17 protein-coding genes and 1 pseudogene are annotated in these 20,206 nt (G+C 65.0%); 12 read left to right on the top strand and 6 right to left on the bottom strand.

Annotated features, from left to right (window positions below; translation table 11 throughout):
• Positions 1 to 107: 107 nt before the first annotated feature.
• A complete protein-coding gene (locus tag BMY06_RS27700) occupies positions 108 to 1,364 on the bottom strand; it encodes a DUF1972 domain-containing protein (RefSeq protein ID WP_074986523.1) in 1,257 nt (418 codons plus the stop codon).
• A gap of 386 nt (positions 1,365 to 1,750) precedes the next feature.
• Between BMY06_RS27700 and rfbB the strand changes: the two genes are divergently transcribed.
• The 8 genes from rfbB (at position 1,751) to BMY06_RS27660 (ending at position 9,932) form a co-directional block, all read left to right on the top strand.
• Complete coding sequence (rfbB, locus tag BMY06_RS27695; protein ID WP_074986521.1) at positions 1,751 to 2,812, top strand: dTDP-glucose 4,6-dehydratase; 1,062 nt, start codon at positions 1,751 to 1,753, stop codon at positions 2,810 to 2,812.
• Positions 2,813 to 2,815: 3 nt separating this feature from the next.
• Positions 2,816 to 3,703, top strand: a complete 888-nt coding sequence (gene rfbA / locus BMY06_RS27690; RefSeq protein WP_065057879.1) for a glucose-1-phosphate thymidylyltransferase RfbA — start codon at positions 2,816 to 2,818, stop codon at positions 3,701 to 3,703.
• Positions 3,700 to 4,248 (top strand): dTDP-4-dehydrorhamnose 3,5-epimerase, encoded by a 549-nt coding sequence (rfbC, locus tag BMY06_RS27685; RefSeq protein ID WP_065057880.1) that lies wholly within the window; start codon positions 3,700 to 3,702, stop codon positions 4,246 to 4,248. Before rfbA ends, rfbC begins: the two co-directional genes overlap by 4 nt.
• Positions 4,249 to 4,454: 206 nt before the next feature.
• On the top strand, positions 4,455 to 5,630 hold the full coding sequence (locus BMY06_RS27680) for a polysaccharide biosynthesis/export family protein (RefSeq protein WP_065057922.1): 1,176 nt from the start codon (positions 4,455 to 4,457) through the stop codon (positions 5,628 to 5,630).
• A complete protein-coding gene (locus BMY06_RS27675; protein ID WP_065057881.1) occupies positions 5,627 to 6,091 on the top strand; it encodes an arsenate reductase/protein-tyrosine-phosphatase family protein in 465 nt (154 codons plus the stop codon). Before BMY06_RS27680 ends, BMY06_RS27675 begins: the two co-directional genes overlap by 4 nt.
• Positions 6,092 to 6,105: 14 nt before the next feature.
• Positions 6,106 to 8,364, top strand: coding sequence for a polysaccharide biosynthesis tyrosine autokinase (locus BMY06_RS27670; protein ID WP_074986519.1), 2,259 nt, complete (start codon positions 6,106 to 6,108; stop codon positions 8,362 to 8,364).
• A 33-nt stretch (positions 8,365 to 8,397) separates the two neighbouring features.
• A complete protein-coding gene (locus tag BMY06_RS27665; RefSeq protein WP_074986518.1) occupies positions 8,398 to 9,363 on the top strand; it encodes a helix-turn-helix domain-containing protein in 966 nt (321 codons plus the stop codon).
• Positions 9,364 to 9,464: 101 nt separating this feature from the next.
• Positions 9,465 to 9,932: a hypothetical protein gene (locus tag BMY06_RS27660; RefSeq protein ID WP_143064440.1), complete on the top strand. Its 468-nt coding sequence runs from the start codon at positions 9,465 to 9,467 to the stop codon at positions 9,930 to 9,932.
• 149 nt (positions 9,933 to 10,081) lie between these two features.
• On the opposite strand, the gene BMY06_RS27655 is transcribed toward BMY06_RS27660, so the two are convergent.
• The gene (locus BMY06_RS27655) at positions 10,082 to 11,452 is read right to left on the bottom strand and encodes a UDP-glucose dehydrogenase family protein (protein ID WP_074986515.1); all 1,371 of its coding nucleotides are present in this window, start codon (positions 11,450 to 11,452) and stop codon (positions 10,082 to 10,084) included.
• A 354-nt stretch (positions 11,453 to 11,806) separates the two neighbouring features.
• Between BMY06_RS27655 and galU the strand changes: the two genes are divergently transcribed.
• From galU to BMY06_RS27635, 4 genes are all read left to right on the top strand, one after another.
• Positions 11,807 to 12,691: a UTP--glucose-1-phosphate uridylyltransferase GalU gene (gene galU, locus BMY06_RS27650; RefSeq protein ID WP_074986513.1), complete on the top strand. Its 885-nt coding sequence runs from the start codon at positions 11,807 to 11,809 to the stop codon at positions 12,689 to 12,691.
• An 8-nt stretch (positions 12,692 to 12,699) separates the two neighbouring features.
• A complete protein-coding gene (locus tag BMY06_RS27645) occupies positions 12,700 to 13,848 on the top strand; it encodes a hypothetical protein (RefSeq protein WP_074986511.1) in 1,149 nt (382 codons plus the stop codon).
• 660 nt (positions 13,849 to 14,508) lie between these two features.
• The gene (locus BMY06_RS27640; protein ID WP_074986509.1) at positions 14,509 to 15,582 is read left to right on the top strand and encodes a porin; all 1,074 of its coding nucleotides are present in this window, start codon (positions 14,509 to 14,511) and stop codon (positions 15,580 to 15,582) included.
• 77 nt (positions 15,583 to 15,659) lie between these two features.
• Entirely contained in the window at positions 15,660 to 16,637 is a 978-nt protein-coding gene (locus BMY06_RS27635; RefSeq protein WP_065057889.1) for an AraC family transcriptional regulator, read from the top strand.
• Positions 16,638 to 16,700: 63 nt separating this feature from the next.
• On the opposite strand, the gene BMY06_RS27630 is transcribed toward BMY06_RS27635, so the two are convergent.
• The 4 genes and pseudogenes from BMY06_RS27630 to BMY06_RS27615 all read right to left on the bottom strand — a co-directional run.
• The gene (locus tag BMY06_RS27630; RefSeq protein WP_080180341.1) at positions 16,701 to 17,870 is read right to left on the bottom strand and encodes a linear amide C-N hydrolase; all 1,170 of its coding nucleotides are present in this window, start codon (positions 17,868 to 17,870) and stop codon (positions 16,701 to 16,703) included.
• Between the two features lie 197 nt (positions 17,871 to 18,067).
• Positions 18,068 to 18,697 (bottom strand): DUF2894 domain-containing protein, encoded by a 630-nt coding sequence (locus BMY06_RS27625; RefSeq protein ID WP_074986620.1) that lies wholly within the window; start codon positions 18,695 to 18,697, stop codon positions 18,068 to 18,070.
• A complete protein-coding gene (locus BMY06_RS27620; protein ID WP_074986507.1) occupies positions 18,690 to 19,343 on the bottom strand; it encodes an OmpA family protein in 654 nt (217 codons plus the stop codon). The genes BMY06_RS27625 and BMY06_RS27620 overlap by 8 nt, the downstream gene beginning before the upstream one ends.
• A pseudogene (locus BMY06_RS27615) lies at positions 19,340 to 20,206 on the bottom strand (DUF802 domain-containing protein); the annotation flags it as partial. The pseudogene BMY06_RS27615 and the gene BMY06_RS27620, both read right to left, overlap by 4 nt.

Genomic DNA, 20,206 nt, shown 5'->3' with positions numbered 1-20,206 from the left:
GGGAACGTCGCTCAGTCTGGCGTTCTCGCGTGCGAGGAGTGAAGCCCTGCACGCACGGGTGGGCAAGCAGGGCGCGCCCGGGCGGGCGCAGCCACGTGTGGCGACCTTCAGTCGATCTGGCTGCCCGCGCGTTCGCCGCTCATCGCCGTCGCGATGTCGGCTTGCTTACGCTCGGTGCGCACGCCGAGATCGAGTGCGGCAGCGGGGCGCGTGGCGGCGCGCGGTGCGTGCGCAGCGGGCGCGTATCCGGTCTCGGTGCGCCCATGCCGATCCAGCAACGCCTCATACTGCGCGAGCACGTTATCCCAGCGGAATGTGCTTCTAAACCGCTGCGCGCTCGCAATACCCATGGCTGTCGCCGTCGCCGGATCGCCGATCAGCGCGGAGATGTGCATATCGCAATCGGCCTCGGTCGCGAAGAAGCGCGCCTCCGGTCCCGCGACCCAGCGGTTGAACACATTGTCGTGCGCGATCACCGCGCTGCCCGCGCCCATCGCTTCGACGAGCGACGGGTTCGTTCCGCCAACGCGATGTCCGTGCACATAAAAATTCGCGTGATAACGCAGCGAGCGCACGACCTGCTGATCGTAAATCGCGCCCGGGAAAAACACTTCCTCGCTGGCCGCATCGAGCACCGCGCGATGATAAGGATGATCGCGATGATACGTGCCGAGCACGACCAGCCGCGCGCCGCGCGGCCGCCGCGAAAACGCCGTCACGATTTCGAGCACCGAATTCTCCGGCTCGGGCCGCGCGATTACGAGACCGTAACGCACTTCGTCGAGACCGAGCGCGCGAATCGGCATCGTGCTCACGACATCCACGGCGTCGGCGCCATACGGAATCGTCGTGATCTTTTTGCGCTTTACGCGCGTGGCCAGATGCGCCGCAATCGCCGGATGATCGGCGATCAGATGATTGCCGGTCCAGCATCCCACGCGCTCGTTGAGCCACAGCCAGACGCGCTCGTGAAATTTCCACTTCTCGCGACGCCATTCGAGGCCATCCATGTTGATGATGTTCGTGATGCCGTGCCAGCGCAGATACGTGCAGAACAGCGCCGTGTTGTAGCCGAGCGTGAGCACGAGCGCGGGGTCGCGCGTGGTGACGTCGCGAATCGATTTCCAGTCGAATTCCATCGTGCCCAGCGCGCCCGCGCGCGTGACCGGCACGATTATGCGGCGCACACCTTGCCAGCTGTCTTCGCTGATTTCGCTGCCGGGCGTGTCGCTCTGGCAGTAGACCGTTACTTCCCAGCCGCGTTGCGTGAGGTAGAGCGCGAGGCGTTCGGCGAACGTCTCGAAGCCGCCGTGGCGCGCGGGAATGCCGCGCGTGCCGAGGATGAAGAGCTGTCTGACTGCCATGTGATCGAATCCCGTCGTTGGTCCATGTTGTGATGCTGCGGCGAACAAGCGCCGCCATGCCGATAGCGTATGCCATCGGGTATGGCGGATTCGGCCACCGTATTCATCGATTCGGACAAAGTCGATGCGGCACGCGTGCATGCGGAAATTGCACGTTCGATCCGCGATGGACGGCGCCAAACGTGTGCATTCTTTCAATGGCGTACAACGCCGGACGTTGTCGGAACGCGCCAACGATATGACCGAATCGGCGCGATCAGTGCACCTAACATAGCGATCCGCTGGCTTCGCTTTTTCATGCACTGCGTCATGGCCGACCGGCTTGCGCGAGCGTGGCGCTTCGGGCCATCTTCGCGGCCTCTTTCCTAACTCAACGAGTGCTCAACATGATCCTTGTGACCGGCGGCGCCGGCTTCATCGGAGCCAATTTCGTCATCGACTGGCTGGCGCGCAACGACGAGCCCGTCGTCAATCTCGACAAGCTCACTTACGCGGGCAATTACGCCACGCTGCGTCCGCTCGATGGCGATCCGCGCCACCATTTCGTGCAGGCCGATATCGGCGACCGCGCCACGCTCGACGCCGTGCTGCACCAGCATTGTCCGCGCGCGGTGCTGCATTTCGCGGCCGAAAGTCATGTGGATCGCTCGATCGATCGCCCCGACGACTTCGTGGCGACCAATGTGGTCGGCACGGCCACGCTGCTCGAAGCGGTGCGCGCGTACTGGATCGCGCTGCCCGTCGCACAGCGCGACGCATTCCGTTTCCTGCACGTCTCGACCGACGAGGTCTACGGCACGCTCGCACCGCACGATCCCGCCTTCACCGAGACCACGCCGCACGCGCCGAACAGTCCTTATGCGGCTTCGAAAGCGGGCTCGGATCATCTGGTGCGCGCATGGCATCACACCTTCGGTCTGCCCACGCTCACCACGAATTGCTCGAACAATTACGGTCCGCACCAGTTTCCCGAGAAGCTGATTCCGCTGATGATCCAGCGCGCGTTGCACGGCGAGGCGCTGCCGGTGTACGGCGACGGCCTCAACGTGCGCGACTGGCTCTACGTGGGCGACCATTGCGATGCGATTCGCACGGTGCTCGAACGCGGCACGCCGGGCGAGACCTACAACGTGGGCGGGCGCAACGAGCACACGAACGTCGACGTGGTGAATCGCATCTGCGCGTTGCTCGACACGCTGCGTCCGCGCGCGAGCGGCAGCTATCGCGAGCAGATTGCCTACGTGACCGACCGTAAAGGCCACGACCGCCGCTATGCGGTCGACGCAACGAAGCTCGAACGCGAACTCGGCTGGCAGCCGAAGGAGACCTTCGACACCGGTCTCGCGCGCACGGTGAAGTGGTACGTGGACAACGAAGCGTGGGTCGACGCGATTCTCTCCGGCGCCTATCGGCAGGCGTATTTCAGCAACGAACTCGAACGGGCATAAGCGATGAAAACGAAGCGTAAAGGCATCGTCCTCGCCGGTGGTTCCGGCACGCGGCTCTATCCGATCACGCGCGTCGTCTCCAAGCAGATGCTGCCCGTGTACGACAAGCCGATGATCTACTACTCGCTCTCGACGCTGATGATGGCGGGCATCGACGACATTCTGCTGATCTCCACGCCCGACGACACGCCGCGTTTTCGCGCAATGCTCGGCGACGGCAGCCAGTGGGGCGTGAGCATCCGCTATGCAGTGCAGCCTTCGCCGGACGGTCTCGCGCAGGCCTTCGTGATCGGGCGCGAGTTTATCGATGATCATCCCTCGGCGCTGATTCTCGGCGACAACATTTTTTACGGCGCGGATCTTACCGCGCATCTGCGCGCGGCGGATGCACGCGAAAGCGGCGCAACGGTTTTTGGCTATCACGTTCACGATCCGCAGCGCTATGGCGTGGTCGAATTCGACGCATCGGGCAAGGTCGTATCGATCGAGGAAAAGCCGGAAGTGCCGCGCTCGAATTACGCGGTGACGGGCTTGTATTTCTACGATCGCGACGTTTGCGAAATCGCCGCGGGCATCGCGCCTTCGGCACGCGGCGAACTCGAAATCACGGACGTCAATCGTCATTATCTGGAGCGCGGCGATCTGCAGCTCGAAACGTTGAGCCGTGGTTTTGCATGGTTCGATACGGGCACGCATCAGTCGCTGATCGATGCGGGCATGTTCATCGCCACCGTGCAGCAGCGTCAGGCGCTGCTCGTGTCGAGCCCCGAGGAAATCGCTTACCGGCAGGGCTGGATCGACGCGGAACAACTCGAACGGCTCGCCGAGCCGCTGCGCAAGACTGCGTACGGCGTGTATCTGAAGTCGCTCGTGGGAGCGGTCACGTCATGACGATCAACGTGAGATCCGCGGCGATCGCCGACGTGAAGATCATCGAGCCCGCCGCGTTCGGCGACGCGCGCGGCCTGTTCTTCGAGAGCTTCAATCAGCGCGAATTCGAGGAGCAGGTGGCGGGCGGTCTGCGCTTCGTGCAGGACAACCATTCGGTGTCGTCGCGCAACGTGCTGCGCGGTTTGCATTATCAGGTGGTGCGTCCGCAGGGCAAGCTCGTGCGCGTGGTGGTGGGCGAGGTGTTCGACGTGGCGGTCGATCTGCGCCGCGCGTCGCCCACGTTCGGGCGCTGGACCGGGGTGCATCTGTCCGCCGCGAATCGTCTGCAATTCTGGGTGCCGCCGGGTTTCGCGCATGGGTTCGTCGTGCTCTCCGAGCGCGCCGAGTTTCTCTACAAGACCACCGATTACTGGTATCCCGAGCACGAACGCACGTTGCTCTGGAACGATCCCGAACTCGACATCGCGTGGGGTTTCCAGGGCGAACCGGTGATCGCGCCGAAAGACGCAGCCGCTGCGCGCCTCGCGCACGCAGACGTGTACTGAAGAAGGAAGGCGGCGGCCGGCGGAACGCCGTGTCCACCGGTTCGCCGCTCATGATCGTGGCTGGACCAATGCAGGACTAAATGGGGGCGCTCGCGGCTGCATCGGAGCGCGAAGAGATGGATGCTCAAACGAGTAAGCAAAGCATGATTCCTGGTATTCCGAATCAAATATCGGCGCGTCTGAATGAAACATTCAAAGCGGGCCTGTTGCGAAAGGGCGTCGCCTGGGCGGCCACGCTGGCGCTCGGCGGCTGCGTGCTCGCGCCCGGTCCGTATATGGGCGTGGCGCCGCGCGAAGACACGACGACGCAGGCGGACGGTCAGTCCGCGCCCGCGGAGATCGTGCAGAACGGCATCACGTTCCGGCTGCACGCGTTGAATGGGGAAATGATCGCGCAACTGGCGGCGGCGGCGGCTGCACCGTTTGCGCCATCCGCACTGCCGCGCGTGGTGCCCTCGGCGTATCGCGTGCGCAGCGGCGACGTGTTGCGCGTGATCGTCTGGGATCATCCCGAGCTGAATAACCCGGGTTTTTCGGCGCTCACGACGTCGATCGTCTCCGTGGGCGCAACGCAGAGCACGGGCATGCCCGCCGCGACGTCAGGCGGCAATCTCGATCCGAATGGCCGCGTCGTGCAAACCGACGGCACGATTTATTACCCGTATATCGGTCGTGTGAAGGTGGCGGGTTTGACGGTCGATCAGATTCGCCAGGACATTTTCAAGCGTCTCGACAAGGCGGTGTCGAATCCGCAGGTGGATGTGTCGATCGCGTCGTATCGCAGCCAGAAGATCTATGTGTCGGGCGCGGTGCATACGCCGGGCACGATCTCGCTTACGGACGTTCCCGAAAGCGTCTCGGATGCGATCTCGGGCGCGGGCGGTTACAGCCAGGGCGCCGATCTGTCGGCGGCCACGCTCAATCGCGGCGGCAAGGTGTATCCGCTCGATCTCTACGCGTTCTTCTACGACGGCGACGTTTCACAGAACGTCATGCTTGAAGACGGCGACGTCATCAATCTGCCGGAACGCCGCCTGAAGAAAGTCTTCGTGCTCGGCGAAGTGAACAAGCCTGTTTCGCAGATCATGCCGGTGGGGCCGTTTTCGCTGTCCGAGGCGCTTTCCGATGCGGGCGGTCTGAACGGCATCTCGGCGAATGCCTCGCAGGTCTATGTGTTCCGCCAGGGGCCGGGACGGACCGTCGACGTCTTTCAACTCGACGCGGCGTCGCCCGGCATGCTCGTGCTCGGCGACCGCTTCGAACTCCAGCCGCGCGACGTGGTGTTCGTCGACGCCGCGCACGTGACGCGTTTTTATCGCGTGGTCTCGCAGATCCTGCCGTTCGCCAGCTCGCTCTATCTGGGCACCGAGGCGTTCAAATGACGAAGCCGCCGCTCAAGCTACTGCTGATCTGTCACGCGAATGTCTGCCGCAGCCCGATGGCCGAGAGTGTGTTTCGTCACGTGCTGGCCGACGTGTATGACGCGCAGATTCATTCGGCGGGCGTGGAGGCGATGAGCGGCGCGCCCGCGCATCCGCTCGCGCGCGCGGCGCTCTCGTCGCGCGGCTACGGTTTGCCAGACGAAGCCAACGCGCTGCGCTTGTCCCAGCCGATGCTCGAATGGGCCGATCTGGCCTTCGCGATGGAGCGTTCGCAGCGGCTGGAGATCATCCGCCGGTACCCGGTGGCGGCGCGCAAGCTCTGGACGCTCGGGCACTGGCTCGACCGCGAAATCGACGATCCGGTTGGCGGCGATGCGGCGCGCTTCGACGCGACGCTCGACCTCATCGAACTCAGCGCGTGGAGCTGGCTGCCCGCGCTGAATCAGCAACTTTCCCTTTGACGCGGGAACCCCACATGAAGTCCGAATCGACACTGCCCAACATGCTGGCCAATGCCGCGGCGCAAGACCGGTCCGACGATGACGTCAGCCTGTTGATGCTCTGGCAAAACGTGCTCAGCCACCGCCGTTTGTTTTACGGCATTACCGCAGGCGTTGTTGCGCTTGCCGTGCTGTATCTGCTGGTGGCCGCGCCGGTCTATAAGGCCGACGCGCTGATTCAGGTCGACGAGCAGCAGGGCTCCGCGCTCGGCGCGCTCTCCGACGTGGCCAGCGCGCTGAGCCTGAACAAACCGATCGACGGCGAACTGGATATTCTCACCTCGCGCGCCGTGCTCGAACCGGCGATCGATGCGACGCAGGCGCGGACGACCGTGAAGGTCGCGAATCGCGTGCCGCTGCTCGGTCGTCTGTATGGCCGCTATTACACGCCGCCCGACGGCATCGCCGACGCGCCGCTCGGTCTCACCGGCTTCGCGTGGGGCGGCGAACGTCTCGTGCTGAGTGCGTTCGATGCGCCGCGCGTGCTGTACGGCAAGAAATTTCGCGTGCGTGCGCAGGGCGGAGGGCGCTGGACGCTCGAAGATCGCGACGGCAACCTGCTCGCGCGCGGCGCGCTGAATCAGCGCGTGGCCTTCGAGGCGCCCACTGATTTCGGTCCTGCGCCCGGTTTCATCGAGATCCGCGAATTGCACGGCCGGCCCGGCGCGTCGTTCACGCTCGTCGAGTCGTCGCTCGACGACACCATCGACGTGATGCGCAAGCGCATGACGGTGCAGGAGACGACCAAGGGTTCGTCGATGATCGCGCTTTCGGTGAAGAACAGCGAACCGGGTCTTGCCGCGGCGTTTGCGAACGCGGTCGCGCGCGCTTACGTGGCGCTCAACATCAAGCATCGCGCGGAGCAGTCGCGTCTGAGCCTCGAGTTTCTCAACCGCAAGCTGCCCGCGTTTCGCGAGGAACTGGCGCAGTCGGAGGACCGGCTCAACGCTTATCGCATCCGCACCAAGACGATCGACATCGAGGAACAGACCGAGGCGCTGCTCACGCGCGCAGTCGACCTGACCAAGCAGAAGACGCTGATCGACCTGAATCTGCAGGCCACGCGCGAACAGTTCCGCCCCGGTCATCCGGCCGTGAAAACGCTCGAAGCGCAGGACTCGGTCCTTGACGGCGCGCTGCGCGATGTCGAAAAACAGGTGCAGGCGCTGCCTTCGACGCAGCAGGATTATCTGCGTCTCGCGCGCGACGTGGCGGTGGACACGCAGCTTTATACGGCGCTTGTGGCGAACGCGCAGCAGCTTGAAGTGGCCGAGGCGGGCACCACCGGCAATGTTTCGGTGATCGACTTCGCGGCGCGGCCGGATTCGGCGGCGTGGCCGAAGACGCCCATCGTGCTCGCGGGCGGCGTGTTCGGCGGCGTATTTCTGGCCTTCCTCGTGGTTCAGGCGCTGGCTGCGTTGCGCGACACCTTGCGCGATCCGCTCGATGTCGAGCGCGTGGGCCAGGCGCCGATCTTCGCCGTGGTGCCTGCCAGCACGGCCGAATCGCAGGCGGCCAGAGGCCAACGACGCGGCAACAAACGCCAGTCCGCTCAGCCCGTCGCGCTGCTCGCGAGCAGCAGCCCGGGCGACCCCAGCGTCGAGGCGTTGCGTTCGCTGCGCACGACACTGCGCTTCTCGCTGCTTGGCAAGGAAGGTGGTTCGATCCTGTTCACGGGGCCGACCGAAGGCGTCGGCAAGACCTTCGTGGCGCTCAATTTCGCTTATGTGCTCGCGCTCAAGGGCCTGCGCGTGCTGATCGTCGATGCCGACTTGCGGCGTGCCGGGGCGCGGCGTTACTTCAGCGCCAATACGTCGTACAAGGGGCTCGCGAACGTGCTCGCCGGCGACGCACAACTCGAAGATGCGCTCGTGCAGACCGGTTTCGACGGCCTCGATCTGCTGCCCGCTGGCAGCGCGTTGCCGCCGAATCCGGGCGAACTGCTCGAGCGCCCGGCATTCGCGGCCATGCTCAAGGAAGCGGCCACGCGCTACGACTACGTGATCGTCGACTCGCCGCCGGTGCTGCCGGTCAGCGACGCGGTAACGCTCGCCCAGGTCTGCGACGCGACCTTCGTCGTCTCGCGCGCGGATACGACCAGCCGCCATCAGCTCGCCGAGACCATGAAGCGCCTCAATCAGTCGGGCATCCGCGTGACGGGGCAGGTGTTCAACGGCTTCCGCGCCACGCGCTATGGCTACGGTTACGGCTATCGTTATCAGGCGCAAGGCTGACGCCGCGCGCGCCACACGGACGCGGACGCGCGCATGCGCCAGGACGACACCGTGAAAACCATCGGTATTGCCTTGTTCGACGGTTTCGCGCTGCCGCGCGTCGCGCGCATCGTGGAGGCGCTCCAGCGTGCGAACGAGCTCGCCGGAGCGCAGGTGTCCGAGCCCGCGCGCTTTAACGTTGCGCTGCTGTCGACGCTGGGCGGGCGCATCGCGGCGTCGTCGTCGGTCTATGTGTGGACCGAGAGCATGCTGACCACGCGTGCGCAGGCGCGCTTTCACGCGCTGTTCGTGGCCGATGGTCCCGGCGTGGACGATGCCCTGCGCGACGAGACGCTGATCGGCTGGTTGCGCCGGGCCGCGGCGCTCGCGGAACACGTGATCGCGCCAGGCGACGGACAACGGCTGCTCGATGCGGCCGGTCATCGGCGGGCCGCGGCGCACGGTTTGTCGGCGAGCGGGACGTTGCCGAGCTTTCAGGACATCGCCGCGCCGCTGCCGGACGCCTTGCATGAGATCGTCGAGCAGGCGCTGGGCGCGGAGGCCGCACACTCGTTCGACGCCGTGGCTGCCGATGCGGCGCGCGGTGCGGTCGGCGCATTCTCTACGATCAGCACGATCAGCACGAGCGCGAAGATGCGCGCGTCGGCGCGCTGGTTCAAGGAGAACTGCCATCGACCGGTGAGCATCGACGAGGCCGCGCAATTCGTGACGATGAGCGAGCGTAATTTCCTGCGCCGTTTCAAGGCCGAATTCGGCCTGACCCCTTCCGATTACCTGCTTTACGTGCGCCTGCATATGGCGTGCCGATTGCTTGCCGATACCGTGCTGCCCATCGACACGATCGCACGGCGTTGTGGCGTCGGCAGCGGCGGCGCGCTGGCCAAGCTGTTCCGCAGGCACTTCGGCGAGACGCCGAGCACTTTTCGCACGCTGCACACTCATCATCGACCGGCCGATGCGTCCGAGCGCGGACAGCCGGATTTTTCGGGTACGACATGACTTCCATTGATTCAGGCCGGAGCCTTCTTCTTGTATCGACGATCGCGATCGCGATCACGACTGCACTGACGCTGTCCGGCGCACCGAGCGCGCACGCGCAAATGATCGGCGATACTTTTGCTTCGCCGCTCACGAAGTCGCGTCTGCAAACGACCACGCAGCGCGCCCAGCGGCGCGCGCATCATTCGAGCGATCCGTATATGGCGATGATCGAGCAGAGTTCGCCGGACAACTATTTGCGCGACATTGCCGCGAGCCAGGATCCGCTTTCGGTGGCTTCGCAGGCGCGTCTCGCGAGTTCGGTGCGCACGGGCGCGATGGCGGGCGCGCTGGGCGTATCGGGCGTGGCGGGCGCTTCGGCCATGAGCGGATTGCCTGGCGCTTCGGGAATCGGCGCGGCAACGTTGCCGTCGATGGCGGGCGCGGCGCTTTCAGGTGGCGCGTTTTCGGGCGGTGTGGGCATGCCGGGCACGTCGCTGGGCATGGCGCGCGGCGCGGGCGCTTATGGCTGCTTGCCGTCGCTCGCGACCATCGGCACGTCGAGCGGTAGCGGCGGCGCTTGCCGCTGATCGCGCTTGCAACGTCGCTTGAGGCGTCACATTAGGCGTCACTTGAAGCGTCACTTTAAGCGTCGCTTCAGGCATCCTCACCCGGCAATCCAGCGGACAAAAAAAGAGGCGGGACGACCAGCCGGTCGTCCCGCCTTAAAGCCGCCCGTTCAAGCAGCGGTGCTGGCCGTATCGCGTCCGATCGTGTAGTAGGTCCAGCCGTGTGCACGCATCACCGTCGGCTCGTAGAGATTGCGGCCGTCGAAGACCACCGGCTGACTCAGCGCCGCGTTCATCTGCTCGAAATCGGGGCTGCGGAATTCCTTCCACTCGGTCAGGATCACGAGCGCCTCGGCGTGTTGAAGCGCGGCGTCGCGTTCGCGGCAGAAGCGCACGTGCTCGAATTCATCGGGCGTGAGATCCTCGGCGAGCGTGCGGCGCGCTTCGTCGAGTGCGACCGGATCGTAGACGTTCACCGAGGCGCCCGCGCGAATCAGATCGGCGATCAGCACGCGGCTCGTCGCGGCGCGCATGTCGTCGGTATTCGGCTTGAAGGCGAGGCCCCAGATCGCGAAACGGCGCTGCGCGAGCTGGCCGTCGAAGTGACGATGAATCTTGTCGAACAGCACGCTTTTCTGGCGCTCGTTCACGCGTTCGACGGCGGCGAGCACATCGAGCTGCATGTCGTATTCGTTGGCGGTCCGCATCAGCGCGTGCACGTCTTTCGGAAAGCACGAACCGCCGTAGCCGCAACCGGCGTACAAAAAGCTGTAGCCGATGCGCGGGTCCGAGCCGATGCCGCGACGCACCTGTTCGATATCGGCGCCGACGCGATCGGCGAGATTCGCGAGTTCGTTGACGAACGAAATGCGCGTGGCCAGCATGGCGTTGGCGGCGTACTTGGTGAATTCTGCCGAGCGCACGTCCATGTGCAGCGTGCGCTGATGGTTGCGGTTGAACGGCGCGTAAAGCTGCTCGACGAGACTCTTCGCGCGCAGACCCGCCACGTCGGGCTCATAGCCGATCACGATGCGGTCGGGACGCATGAAGTCCTCCACGGCCGCGCCTTCCTTGAGGAACTCCGGGTTCGAAATCACCGCGAATTCGGCTTGTGCGCTGCGCAGCGCGAGTTCTTCGGCCACGACGGCGCGCACCTTGTCGGCGGTGCCGACGGGCACGGTCGATTTGTCGATGATGACCTTGAACGCCGTCATATGGCGGCCGATGTTGCGCGCGGCTTCGAGCACGTATTGCAGATCGGCGGAACCGTCTTCGTCCGGCGGCGTGCCCACGGCGATGAACTGGATGTCGCCGTGCGCCACGGAGGCGGCGATATCGGTCGAGAAACGCAGACGTCCCGCCTCGCGATTGCGCGCGATGATCTCCGCGAGACCCGGTTCGTAGATGGGAACGGCGCCGCCGTTCAGCAGGTCGATCTTGCCGGCGTCGACGTCGAGGCAGAGCACCTGATTGCCGAGTTCGGCAAGGCAGGCGCCGGTCACGAGCCCGACGTACCCGGTTCCAACGATAGTGACTTTCATGGCTCTGGATGAATGATTCAAGCGATGTGGTTCGGGAATCGATGGCGATGTGTTGACGCAATCGCCACGGGCCTGCTGCATCTTTGGCGCGCGAGCGTGTCGCCGGAGCAAGCTGGCGTGATCGGCCAGGATGTTTTCCGTTTTCGACATCGCATAGGGACCACGTATTGAATCGCGAAGAACGTGTCTTGAATGCGTAAAAAGTGCGACGTTTGTGGAGTGAGTAGCCAAAACCGGGGCGTTTTCCGCCGCGTGCCGTTGCAGGGAAGTTCGCTCGCCTAGTCTGTTCGCACAGCCGCCAGAAACGCGAGTGACGTGCTCGCGCCGAACCACCTTACGAACGCGAACTTACCCATGCTGAAGGTCACCAAGGCAGTGTTTCCAGTTGCAGGTCTCGGAACCCGCTTTCTTCCCGCGACGAAGGCCAGCCCCAAGGAGATGCTGCCGGTCGTCGACAAGCCGCTGATCCAGTACGCCGTGGAAGAAGCGATGGCCGCGGGCATCACGGAGATGATCTTCGTGACGGGGCGCAGCAAGCGCGCGATCGAGGATCACTTCGACAAGTCGTATGAAGTCGAGGCGGAACTCGAAGCGCGCGGCAAGGCGAAACTGCTCGAACTCGTTCGCAGCATCAAACCGAGTCACGTGGACTGCTTTTACGTGCGCCAGCCCGAAGCGCTGGGTCTGGGTCATGCAGTGCTGTGCGCGGAAAAACTCGTGGGCGACAATCCGTTCGCCGTCATGCTCGCCGACGATCTGCTTTACGGGCAGCCGCCCGTGATGAGGCAGATGATCGACGTGTTCGATCACTATCACAGCTCGGTGATCGGCGTGGAGGAGATTCCGCCGGAGGATACGAAGTCGTACGGCATTGTCGATGGCCGCGAATGGGGCGAGTCGATCATCAAGATTTCGGGCATCGTCGAAAAGCCCGCGCCGGAAGTCGCGCCGACGAATCTCGGCGTGGTGGGCCGCTATGTGCTCAAGCCGCGCGTGTTCTCGCATCTGCGTGCGCTCAAGCCCGGCGCGGGCGGCGAGTTGCAGCTCACCGACGCGATCGAGGCGCTGCTCGCGGACGAACAGGTGCTGGCCTACAAGTATCGCGGCACGCGTTTCGATTGCGGCAGCAAGATCGGCTATCTCAAGGCGACCGTGGAATTCGCGCTGCGGCATCCGGAAGTGGCCGGCGAATTCGGCGAGTATCTCGCGACGCTGCCCGGCATCGCGCAGGCGGCTTGAGTTCCCGCATGGCCGACACCGCGCCTGTCATTTTTGTCGAACCCGTTGCGCGAGGCTTTCGCCTCAATGTGCTCGCCAGTGCGATTTCCGCGGTGCGCGAGCGATCGCGTCGGCCTGTTTTCATCGTGACGCGCGAGGACTTCGCGTGCAGCGAACTCGCGCGCCGCATTGCGCCGACGTGGACCGATGTGCGCTTCGTGGCGTCGCGTCTGAATTTCGACGGCGCGAATACCCGTGTGCTCGGCGACGACGCGGCGCAAGCCTTGCTCGACGCCGCCGAAGATGTGTTGCCCGATGCGCGCTCGAATCAGCCGGCCGATCTCGTGCTGCTGGGCGCCGACGACTATCTCGATGCGCTCGCCATTCGCCTCGACGAACGCGGCGAGCGTTTCGCGCGCACGCGTCGCTTCGTGTTTCTCTACAACAGCGACGACTTCGTGGCGGGCGAACTGAATGGCAGCGCGTCGCCGCATCTCGGCCAGAACGCGATCGAGGCGATCGAAGCGATGGACGCGACGCTGCTCTCGTTCAACGAGCGTCTGCGTGGGGAATGCATCGGCGAGCGCGCGGTGAGGGTATTGCCCGATCCGTGGCACGGACAGTTCGCGCCGCCGCAGCGCAAGCTCGCACGCGAAGCGTTCAAGGTCGGCGAAGACGGCCTGCTGGTGACGGCCGATGTCGATCTGCTGCTCGATGCGGGCGATCTGTCATGGACGCCGCTGATTGCGCGGCTGCTCGAGTTGCCGGGGGTGCGCTTCGCGTTGCAGGGCAACGTGTGGGCGCTGCGCAATTCGCCGCTGCGTGAGTTGATCGCGAGTCTCGGTGAACGGCTCGTCTATGCGGGCATGGTGCGCGACGCGGAGCAGAACAGCAAGCTCATTGCGGCCACCGATCTGCTGCTGAGCCGTCGGCCGGAGCGGCACGGTTCGAGACGGCCGGCTCGCACGAGCGTCGCGCGGCGGGTGCGTGCCGAGTCGCTCGGTGCAGCGTTCGACCGCGATGTGATGCGCTGGCTGGTCGACAGTGTGGACGATCTGTTGTCGATAGCCGGCGTGGGCATGGCGGTGATGCGTAGTGAACTCGATCGCATCGCACACGAGCGACTGACGCGCGCCTTTGGTCTGCAATTGCGTACGGCGCTACGCCGCGCGCACTGAAACTGCGCGATGACGCTTGTGACGAGCCTCATGTTGAGTTTCGTGATGAACGTTTGAGCTGAAGCGTGCGTTCAGCACGATTGGTCCCGGGAAGGTCCCCCGCCTTTCCGCTTTACCCGCCGTTTCCGCAAGGAATCGGCGGGATTTTTTTGCGCATCGCTTTTTGTGCATTCACTTGATTGTCGATTGATTCGCCGCTAACTGTGCTATGGCGTCTACAATCCCGTTTCTATTCCATATATGAAACGGTCAATCGCGGATGAATCACTATTACGGTGCATTCGTCTGCGCTAAAAGTCTGGAATCCGCACCATAAAAGGGTTTAAGGGAAAACCTGTAAACCGACATCCCATTCCATCGCGCTCAATTAAAAGAGACGATCGGCAACTTTTTTGAGCCTTCACGCCATTGCCGGTGATTTTGTCCACCCCAAGAATTTCACACATCGCCGCAGGCTTTTGAAGCGCGATTCAAGTCGGCTTCTGGGGAGGGAATACGTGCACGTGCGGTACGCCGCGCAAAGCGCAACGGTTTCCGGCACCGGGCAACAACAATAGCAACACAAACTGATTCTCTCGCACGTAGCAAGCCGGGCACGCTCCACGGCCCGGCATTTCCACAATACATAAGTATCACTAATTAAATGGTTCGGAGATCGGCATGAAGAAAATGGTTGCGGCAGCGTGCCTGGCGAGCGCGTCGGCGCTTGCGTGGGGGCAAAGCAGCGTTTCGCTGTACGGTATCGTCGATACGGGCATCGAGTTCTATAACAACGCGGCGAAAGGCGGCTCGTTCGTCGGCATGCCGACGCTCACGGGCGAAGTGCCGTCGCGCTTCGGTCTGCGCGGCCAGGAAGATCTCGGCGGCGGCTACAAGGCGTTCTTCGTGCTCGAGAACGGTTTCGCGGCCAATAGCGGTGCGCTCAACTACGGCGGCCGCCTGTTCGGACGGCAGGCGAACCTCGGCATCAGCAGCGACTACGGCACGCTGACGCTCGGCCGCCAGATGAACATGTCGATGTACGTGCTGCTCAACGCCGACGTGATCGGCCCGTCGATCCATTCGATGGCGAGCTTCGACAGCTATCTGCCGAACGCGCGCAGCGACAACGCCGTGGGCTATCTCGGCAAATTCCACGGCGTGACGGTTGGTGGCACCTACAGCTTCGGGCGCGACGCGGCGGGCCCGGCCGGTCCCTCGGCGACCAACTGCGGAGGCCAGCTGGCCGGCGACGCCGTCGCCTGCCGCCAGTACACGATGATGCTCGCCTACGACAGCGCGTGGGGCGGCGCGGCGGCATCGTACGACGTGATGTACGGCGGACCCGGCGCGTCGGCGCCGCTCGTGAGCAGTGCGGATACCGACAAGCGCGTGATCGTCGACGGCTATGTAAAATTCGGCTCCGGCAAGATCGGCGGCGGCTGGATCCGTCGCAACACGGCGGCGGCGACGCACGCGCAATCCGACCTCTTTTTTCTGGGCGCAAACTACTACCTGACGCCGACCGTCGCGTTCGACGCCCAGGCGCTGCGTTACATTCTGCGCGAGCAGTCGAGCTCGACGCTGCTGGTCGCGCGCGCGAATTATTTCATTTCGAAGCGCACGACGCTTTATGCTTCGCTCGGGTACATGCTGAACAGCGCGCTCGCGGCGAATGCGGTGGCCGCCGCCGGCACGGTCACGACGGGCGCGAACCAGTTCGGCGCGATGATGGGCATTCAGCAGCGCTTCTGACGCGGCGCACGCCGAAGCAAACACGCGGCGCGGCGCAACGGTCGCGCCGCGCAAAAACAAGTTTTTCGGAGAGACAAATGGCGACTGACCTGTTGAGCGGCGCGCTGGCCGACCTGCGCGCCGACGCGGTGGTGACCGGCCATTTCTCGCTCACTGCGCCGTGGGCGTTCGACAAACCCGCGGTGGAGGGCGCCGTGTTCCGCACCGGCTTCGGCGAGCCCTACATCATCAGCGTGGAGGGCATGGCGCCGCTGCGCGTGGAGCCGGGTGACTTCGTGCTGCTGCCGCATGGCCACGCGCACGTGCTGGCCTCGGCGGCGGGCGTCGCGCCCGAGCGGTTCGACGACCTCGTCGCGCGTGCCGGTATCCGGCCGAGTTTCGACACGCCGCTGCGCCTGAACGCGGGCGGCGGCGGCGCGGTCTGCGATCTCTACACGGGCATCGTGTTTTATCGCGAGGCCGTGCGCAATCCGCTCTTTTCGGTGCTGCCGCCGCTCATTCACGTGCGCAAGCACGATGCGGCGGTCGGTTCCTGGCTCGCCGACACGCTGATGTCGTTCATCCGCGAATCGATGGCTTGCCAGCCGGGGTGGGCCGTCGCGGCCGCGCGTCTCGCGGATGTGCTGCTCGTGCAGTTGCTGCGCGCGCATCTGGCGTCGGCGATCAGCCATACCGGCTGGCTGCGCGGTCTGATGGACCCGCAGATCGGCCGCGCGATCGCGCAACTGCATCGGCATCCGGAGCGCGACTGGACGGTCGAATCGCTGGCGGCCACGGCGGGCATGTCGCGATCGCGTTTCAGCGCGCGCTTCGTCGAACTGGTCGAGGAAACGCCCATCGGCCATCTGACCGCGTATCGCATGTATGTGGCGAGCGGCGCGCTGCGAGACTCGCGGCGACGGCTCATCGAGATCGCGACCAGCGTGGGCTATGCGTCGGAAAAAGCCTTTATTCGCGCGTTCCGGCGCTGGTCGGGCATGGCGCCCAAACAGTACGCGCGCAGCCTGCGCGATGTGACTTACGTGCCGCATCCGGCGGCCGCGTCGCCGCATTGACGCGGCATGTCAAATAAATAGTACGGATGCCGAATTATTTGGCGTTGCCGTGATCGACTCGAATCAGGGCGGCGGCGCCGGCATGAACGTGAACGAAGGCGTAGCGACGAATTTGTCGGCGGTCTCGCCCGAGAACATCTGGCCGGAATCGATCGTCAGTTTCAGGACCGGCGCGCCGGGCTTGAGATCGAGTTTGCGCAGCGAGACCCAGAACGTGTCGGGGCGCGTGGCCGAATCGAAGTAATAGACGAGATCGGTCTGATCGGCCACCGTGCGCCAGATCGTCGAGGAAAGATTGGGCGTCTCGGGCGTGCGGATGCCGAGCGGCACGCTCACCGAACGCATCACGCTCATCACGCTCGCCACCTGCTGAAACGCGCCGTTCTGCTGCGGCACGCCCGCCATGTAATTCGGATCGGGGCTCTTGGGAATCGCGTCGAGCAGGAACGAGGCGCGCACGAAACGGTCGGCGGCGCGGTTCGTGCCGGGCAGGAAGCTCAGGCCGCCGACGCTCTTCCAGTAAGTGTCGAGCGCGAGCTGTTCGCTGTAGATCGGCGAGTTCGTCATGATCTTGTAGGGTTTGCCGTGATGAATTACGAGCTTGCCGTCGAGATATTCGAGGATCGCCGAGTCGCCGCTCGCGTCGGAGAGCGAGAGGTGGATCGAAACCGGTTTGCCGCCGGGCAGCGGCGGCGCGATGATCTGGAACGGCTCCTTGCCGAGCGCGTCGACGGCCTCGCTCACGGTGGCGTAGCGGTCGAGTACGTATTGCGCCCACAGGCTGATCGCCATCGGTGGGCGGCCCGAGTCCGGCTTGCCGTAATCGGTCTCCGCGAGGTACAGCGCGTTGGCCACGAGGCCGCGCTCGTTCATGCCGTCCACGCTGCCGATGTCGTAACCCGAGACGACCACGCTACCGTATTTCGAGCGCCAGCGCGGCGATTTCGGGCCCGCTTCGCCGGTGCGTTCGATGCCCGCCGGGAACACCCAGAGATTCGAGCGCATGTCTTCGGACCAGTCCATCGTGCGCCCCGTGATGACGAGGCCGCTGTCGCCGACGTAGAGCGCGCGCGTGCAGGCTTCGGCGAGCGGCGAGAGCGCGAAGGCCGTGCAGGCGAGCGCGGCGGCGGCAGCGAGCGCGGCGACGGGGCTCAGGGCGCGGCGTGTGAGGCGGGATTCAGCGGAAAGCGGCGACGCAGACGAGGCGGGAGTGCTCGGCGTGAAACGGGACATGGTGGCGCGCTCCAGAAGCGTGACGTACCCGGGACGGAAACTGGGAGAACGCCTGGATCATGCCACGGGAACGCGATGCGACGCGTCGTGCGTGGCCGGACACTTGAGAGCGGGGGGAATGCACAGAAAGGCGCAGAAATGCGCGGATAGCGTGTTCGCCGACGAAGCGGGCCGTGCGTCGCCCGCCCGCTTCGCTTTTACTTCGCGCGGCTGCGCGTGGTTTTCTTCGCGGCGCTCGCGCGCGGCGCTTCCTTCGCTAGCGGCGCGCCGCCGCCGTTGAGATCCTCGATCCACGACAGCGCGTCGGCATACGCGAGGAACTGGCGCAGATAGCCCGGCGAGAGTTCGCGCATCAGCAGCAGCGCGCGGTGCACGAGGCTGCTCGAATTCAGCGGGCCGGCGTTTTTCGGCACCTGATCGAGCGACTGCTGAACCTGCTGGTCGGCGCTGAGTTTCGACCAGACGTCGCGGAAGTAGTCGAGCAGATCGGCGGGCGGTCCGTTGCGGGCGTCGCGCGAGGCGTCCGCCGCGAGCGACGCGAATGCGCGCTGCGGATCGTCTTTGGCGGACACCGCATCCTCAGCGCACGCGGCATGCGTCGCCGCCGCTTGCTCGATTCTCGCCGCGTAATCGGCGATCAGCGTATCGATGCGCGCGTCGAGCACGTGACGCGCCGCGCCGTCATGAGCGCTCGCGCGTTGCTCCAGCGCGTCGATCAGCGCATAGCGCACGGTGTCGAGCCGATCCGCGCCTTGCTCCCGCCACGCATCGAGCGTCGCGCGCGCGGACACCGAGGTTGATGCCGCAACCGGCGTATCGTCATTCATGAGCATTCGCCGCGGGCGCAGCCGAGGTCGGACGCGGCACGGCCGCGATTTCCACACGACGGTTCTTCGCGCGGCCGCTTTCGTCGGCGTTCGAACTGACGGGCTGCTCGGAACCGAACGCCGCCGCGAACACCGAACGCGCGGGCACGCCCGCGTCGATGAACGCGCGCGTCACCGTCAAGGCGCGCTCGGCGGACAGTTCCCAGTTGTCCGCGAAACGGCGATTGCCCGCGTGCACCTGCTGGTCGTCGGCGAAACCGCTGACCATCAGGATCTGGTCGCGGTCGCGCAGATACGCGGCGAGCGGCCCGGCGAGACTCTTGAGCAACTCACGGCCCTCGGGCTGCAATTGATCGGAGTTCAGCGCGAACAGCACGTTGCCGCTGATGCCGATGCGCCCGTTCACGAGCGTCACGCGTCCCGCCGCGAGCGGCCCGGCGAGCGCCTGTTCAAGCGTCTTGCGGCGCTGCGTTTCAATCTGCCGCTGCTTGACCTCGCTCGCGAGCTTCGACGACGCTTCGAGCTGCATGCCGATCACGCCGACGAGGATCAGCACGAACGCGCCTAGCAGCGCCGCCATCAGGTCGCCGAATGCGGCCCAGACCGGCGCGGTCGGCTCCGCGCCGCCGTCGATCTCGTCGTTCATGCGGCTTCAGCTCCCGCCTGAATGCTCAGGCGTTGCAGGTTCTCAACGATCTGCTTCTGCGACAGCAGGCTCAGATCGATCACTTCCTTCGCCTGCGCGACGTAGTAGGCGAGCTGGTCGTCGCTGCGCGCGAGCGACTTGTCGAGCGCGGTTTCAATACGCTGCAACTGCGTCATCAGCTTGTCGTTCGACTCGCCGAAGTGCTGCACGGCCTGGCCGAATGCATCGCCGAGGCTCGCCATTTCGACGGCGCTGCCCGTCACCTGGGCGGCCGCGCCTTCGAGCGTCTGCGCGCCGGTCTCGACCTGCTGATCGAAGCGCGCGCCCACGCGTTCCATGAGACCCGACGAGGTCTGCACGAGCGCGTCGATCGCCGTGCGCTGCTCGGTGCTCGCGTGATTCACGGCGTCGAGCAGCGTAGTGACGGTCGCGAGCAGACGGCCGCGCTCTTCGAGCATCGCGGTGTCCTGAACCATGCTCTCGGAGAGCTTCTGGCGCAGTTCGGCGACGACTTCGGCGGCCACGCGCGGGGCTTCCGAAGCCGCTTCGACGAGGCGCGAGATTTCGGCGATGGTGCCGTTGGCATGCGCTTCGGTTTGCGTGGCGATGTCGGTCGCGGTTTGCGCGAGCGCGTCGCAGATCGCCTGCTGGCGTTCCGTGGCGTGCGTGCTGGCGCGCTCCCAGGCGGCGGCGTTCGCGTCGACGAGGCGCGCGATTTCAGCGAGCGTGCCGTTGGCGTGCGATTCGGTTTGCGTGGCGATATCATTCGCGGTTTTCGCAAGCGCATCGCAAATGAATTGCTGACGCTCGGCGGCTTGCGTGCTCGCAGCTTGCCATGCGTTTGCGTTCGCTTCGGCAGCGCG

It is taken from the genome of Paraburkholderia tropica (genome assembly GCF_900109265.1).
GTDB lineage: Bacteria > Pseudomonadota > Gammaproteobacteria > Burkholderiales > Burkholderiaceae > Paraburkholderia > Paraburkholderia tropica.
This window is presented reverse-complemented; position numbering and strand designations above follow the sequence as displayed.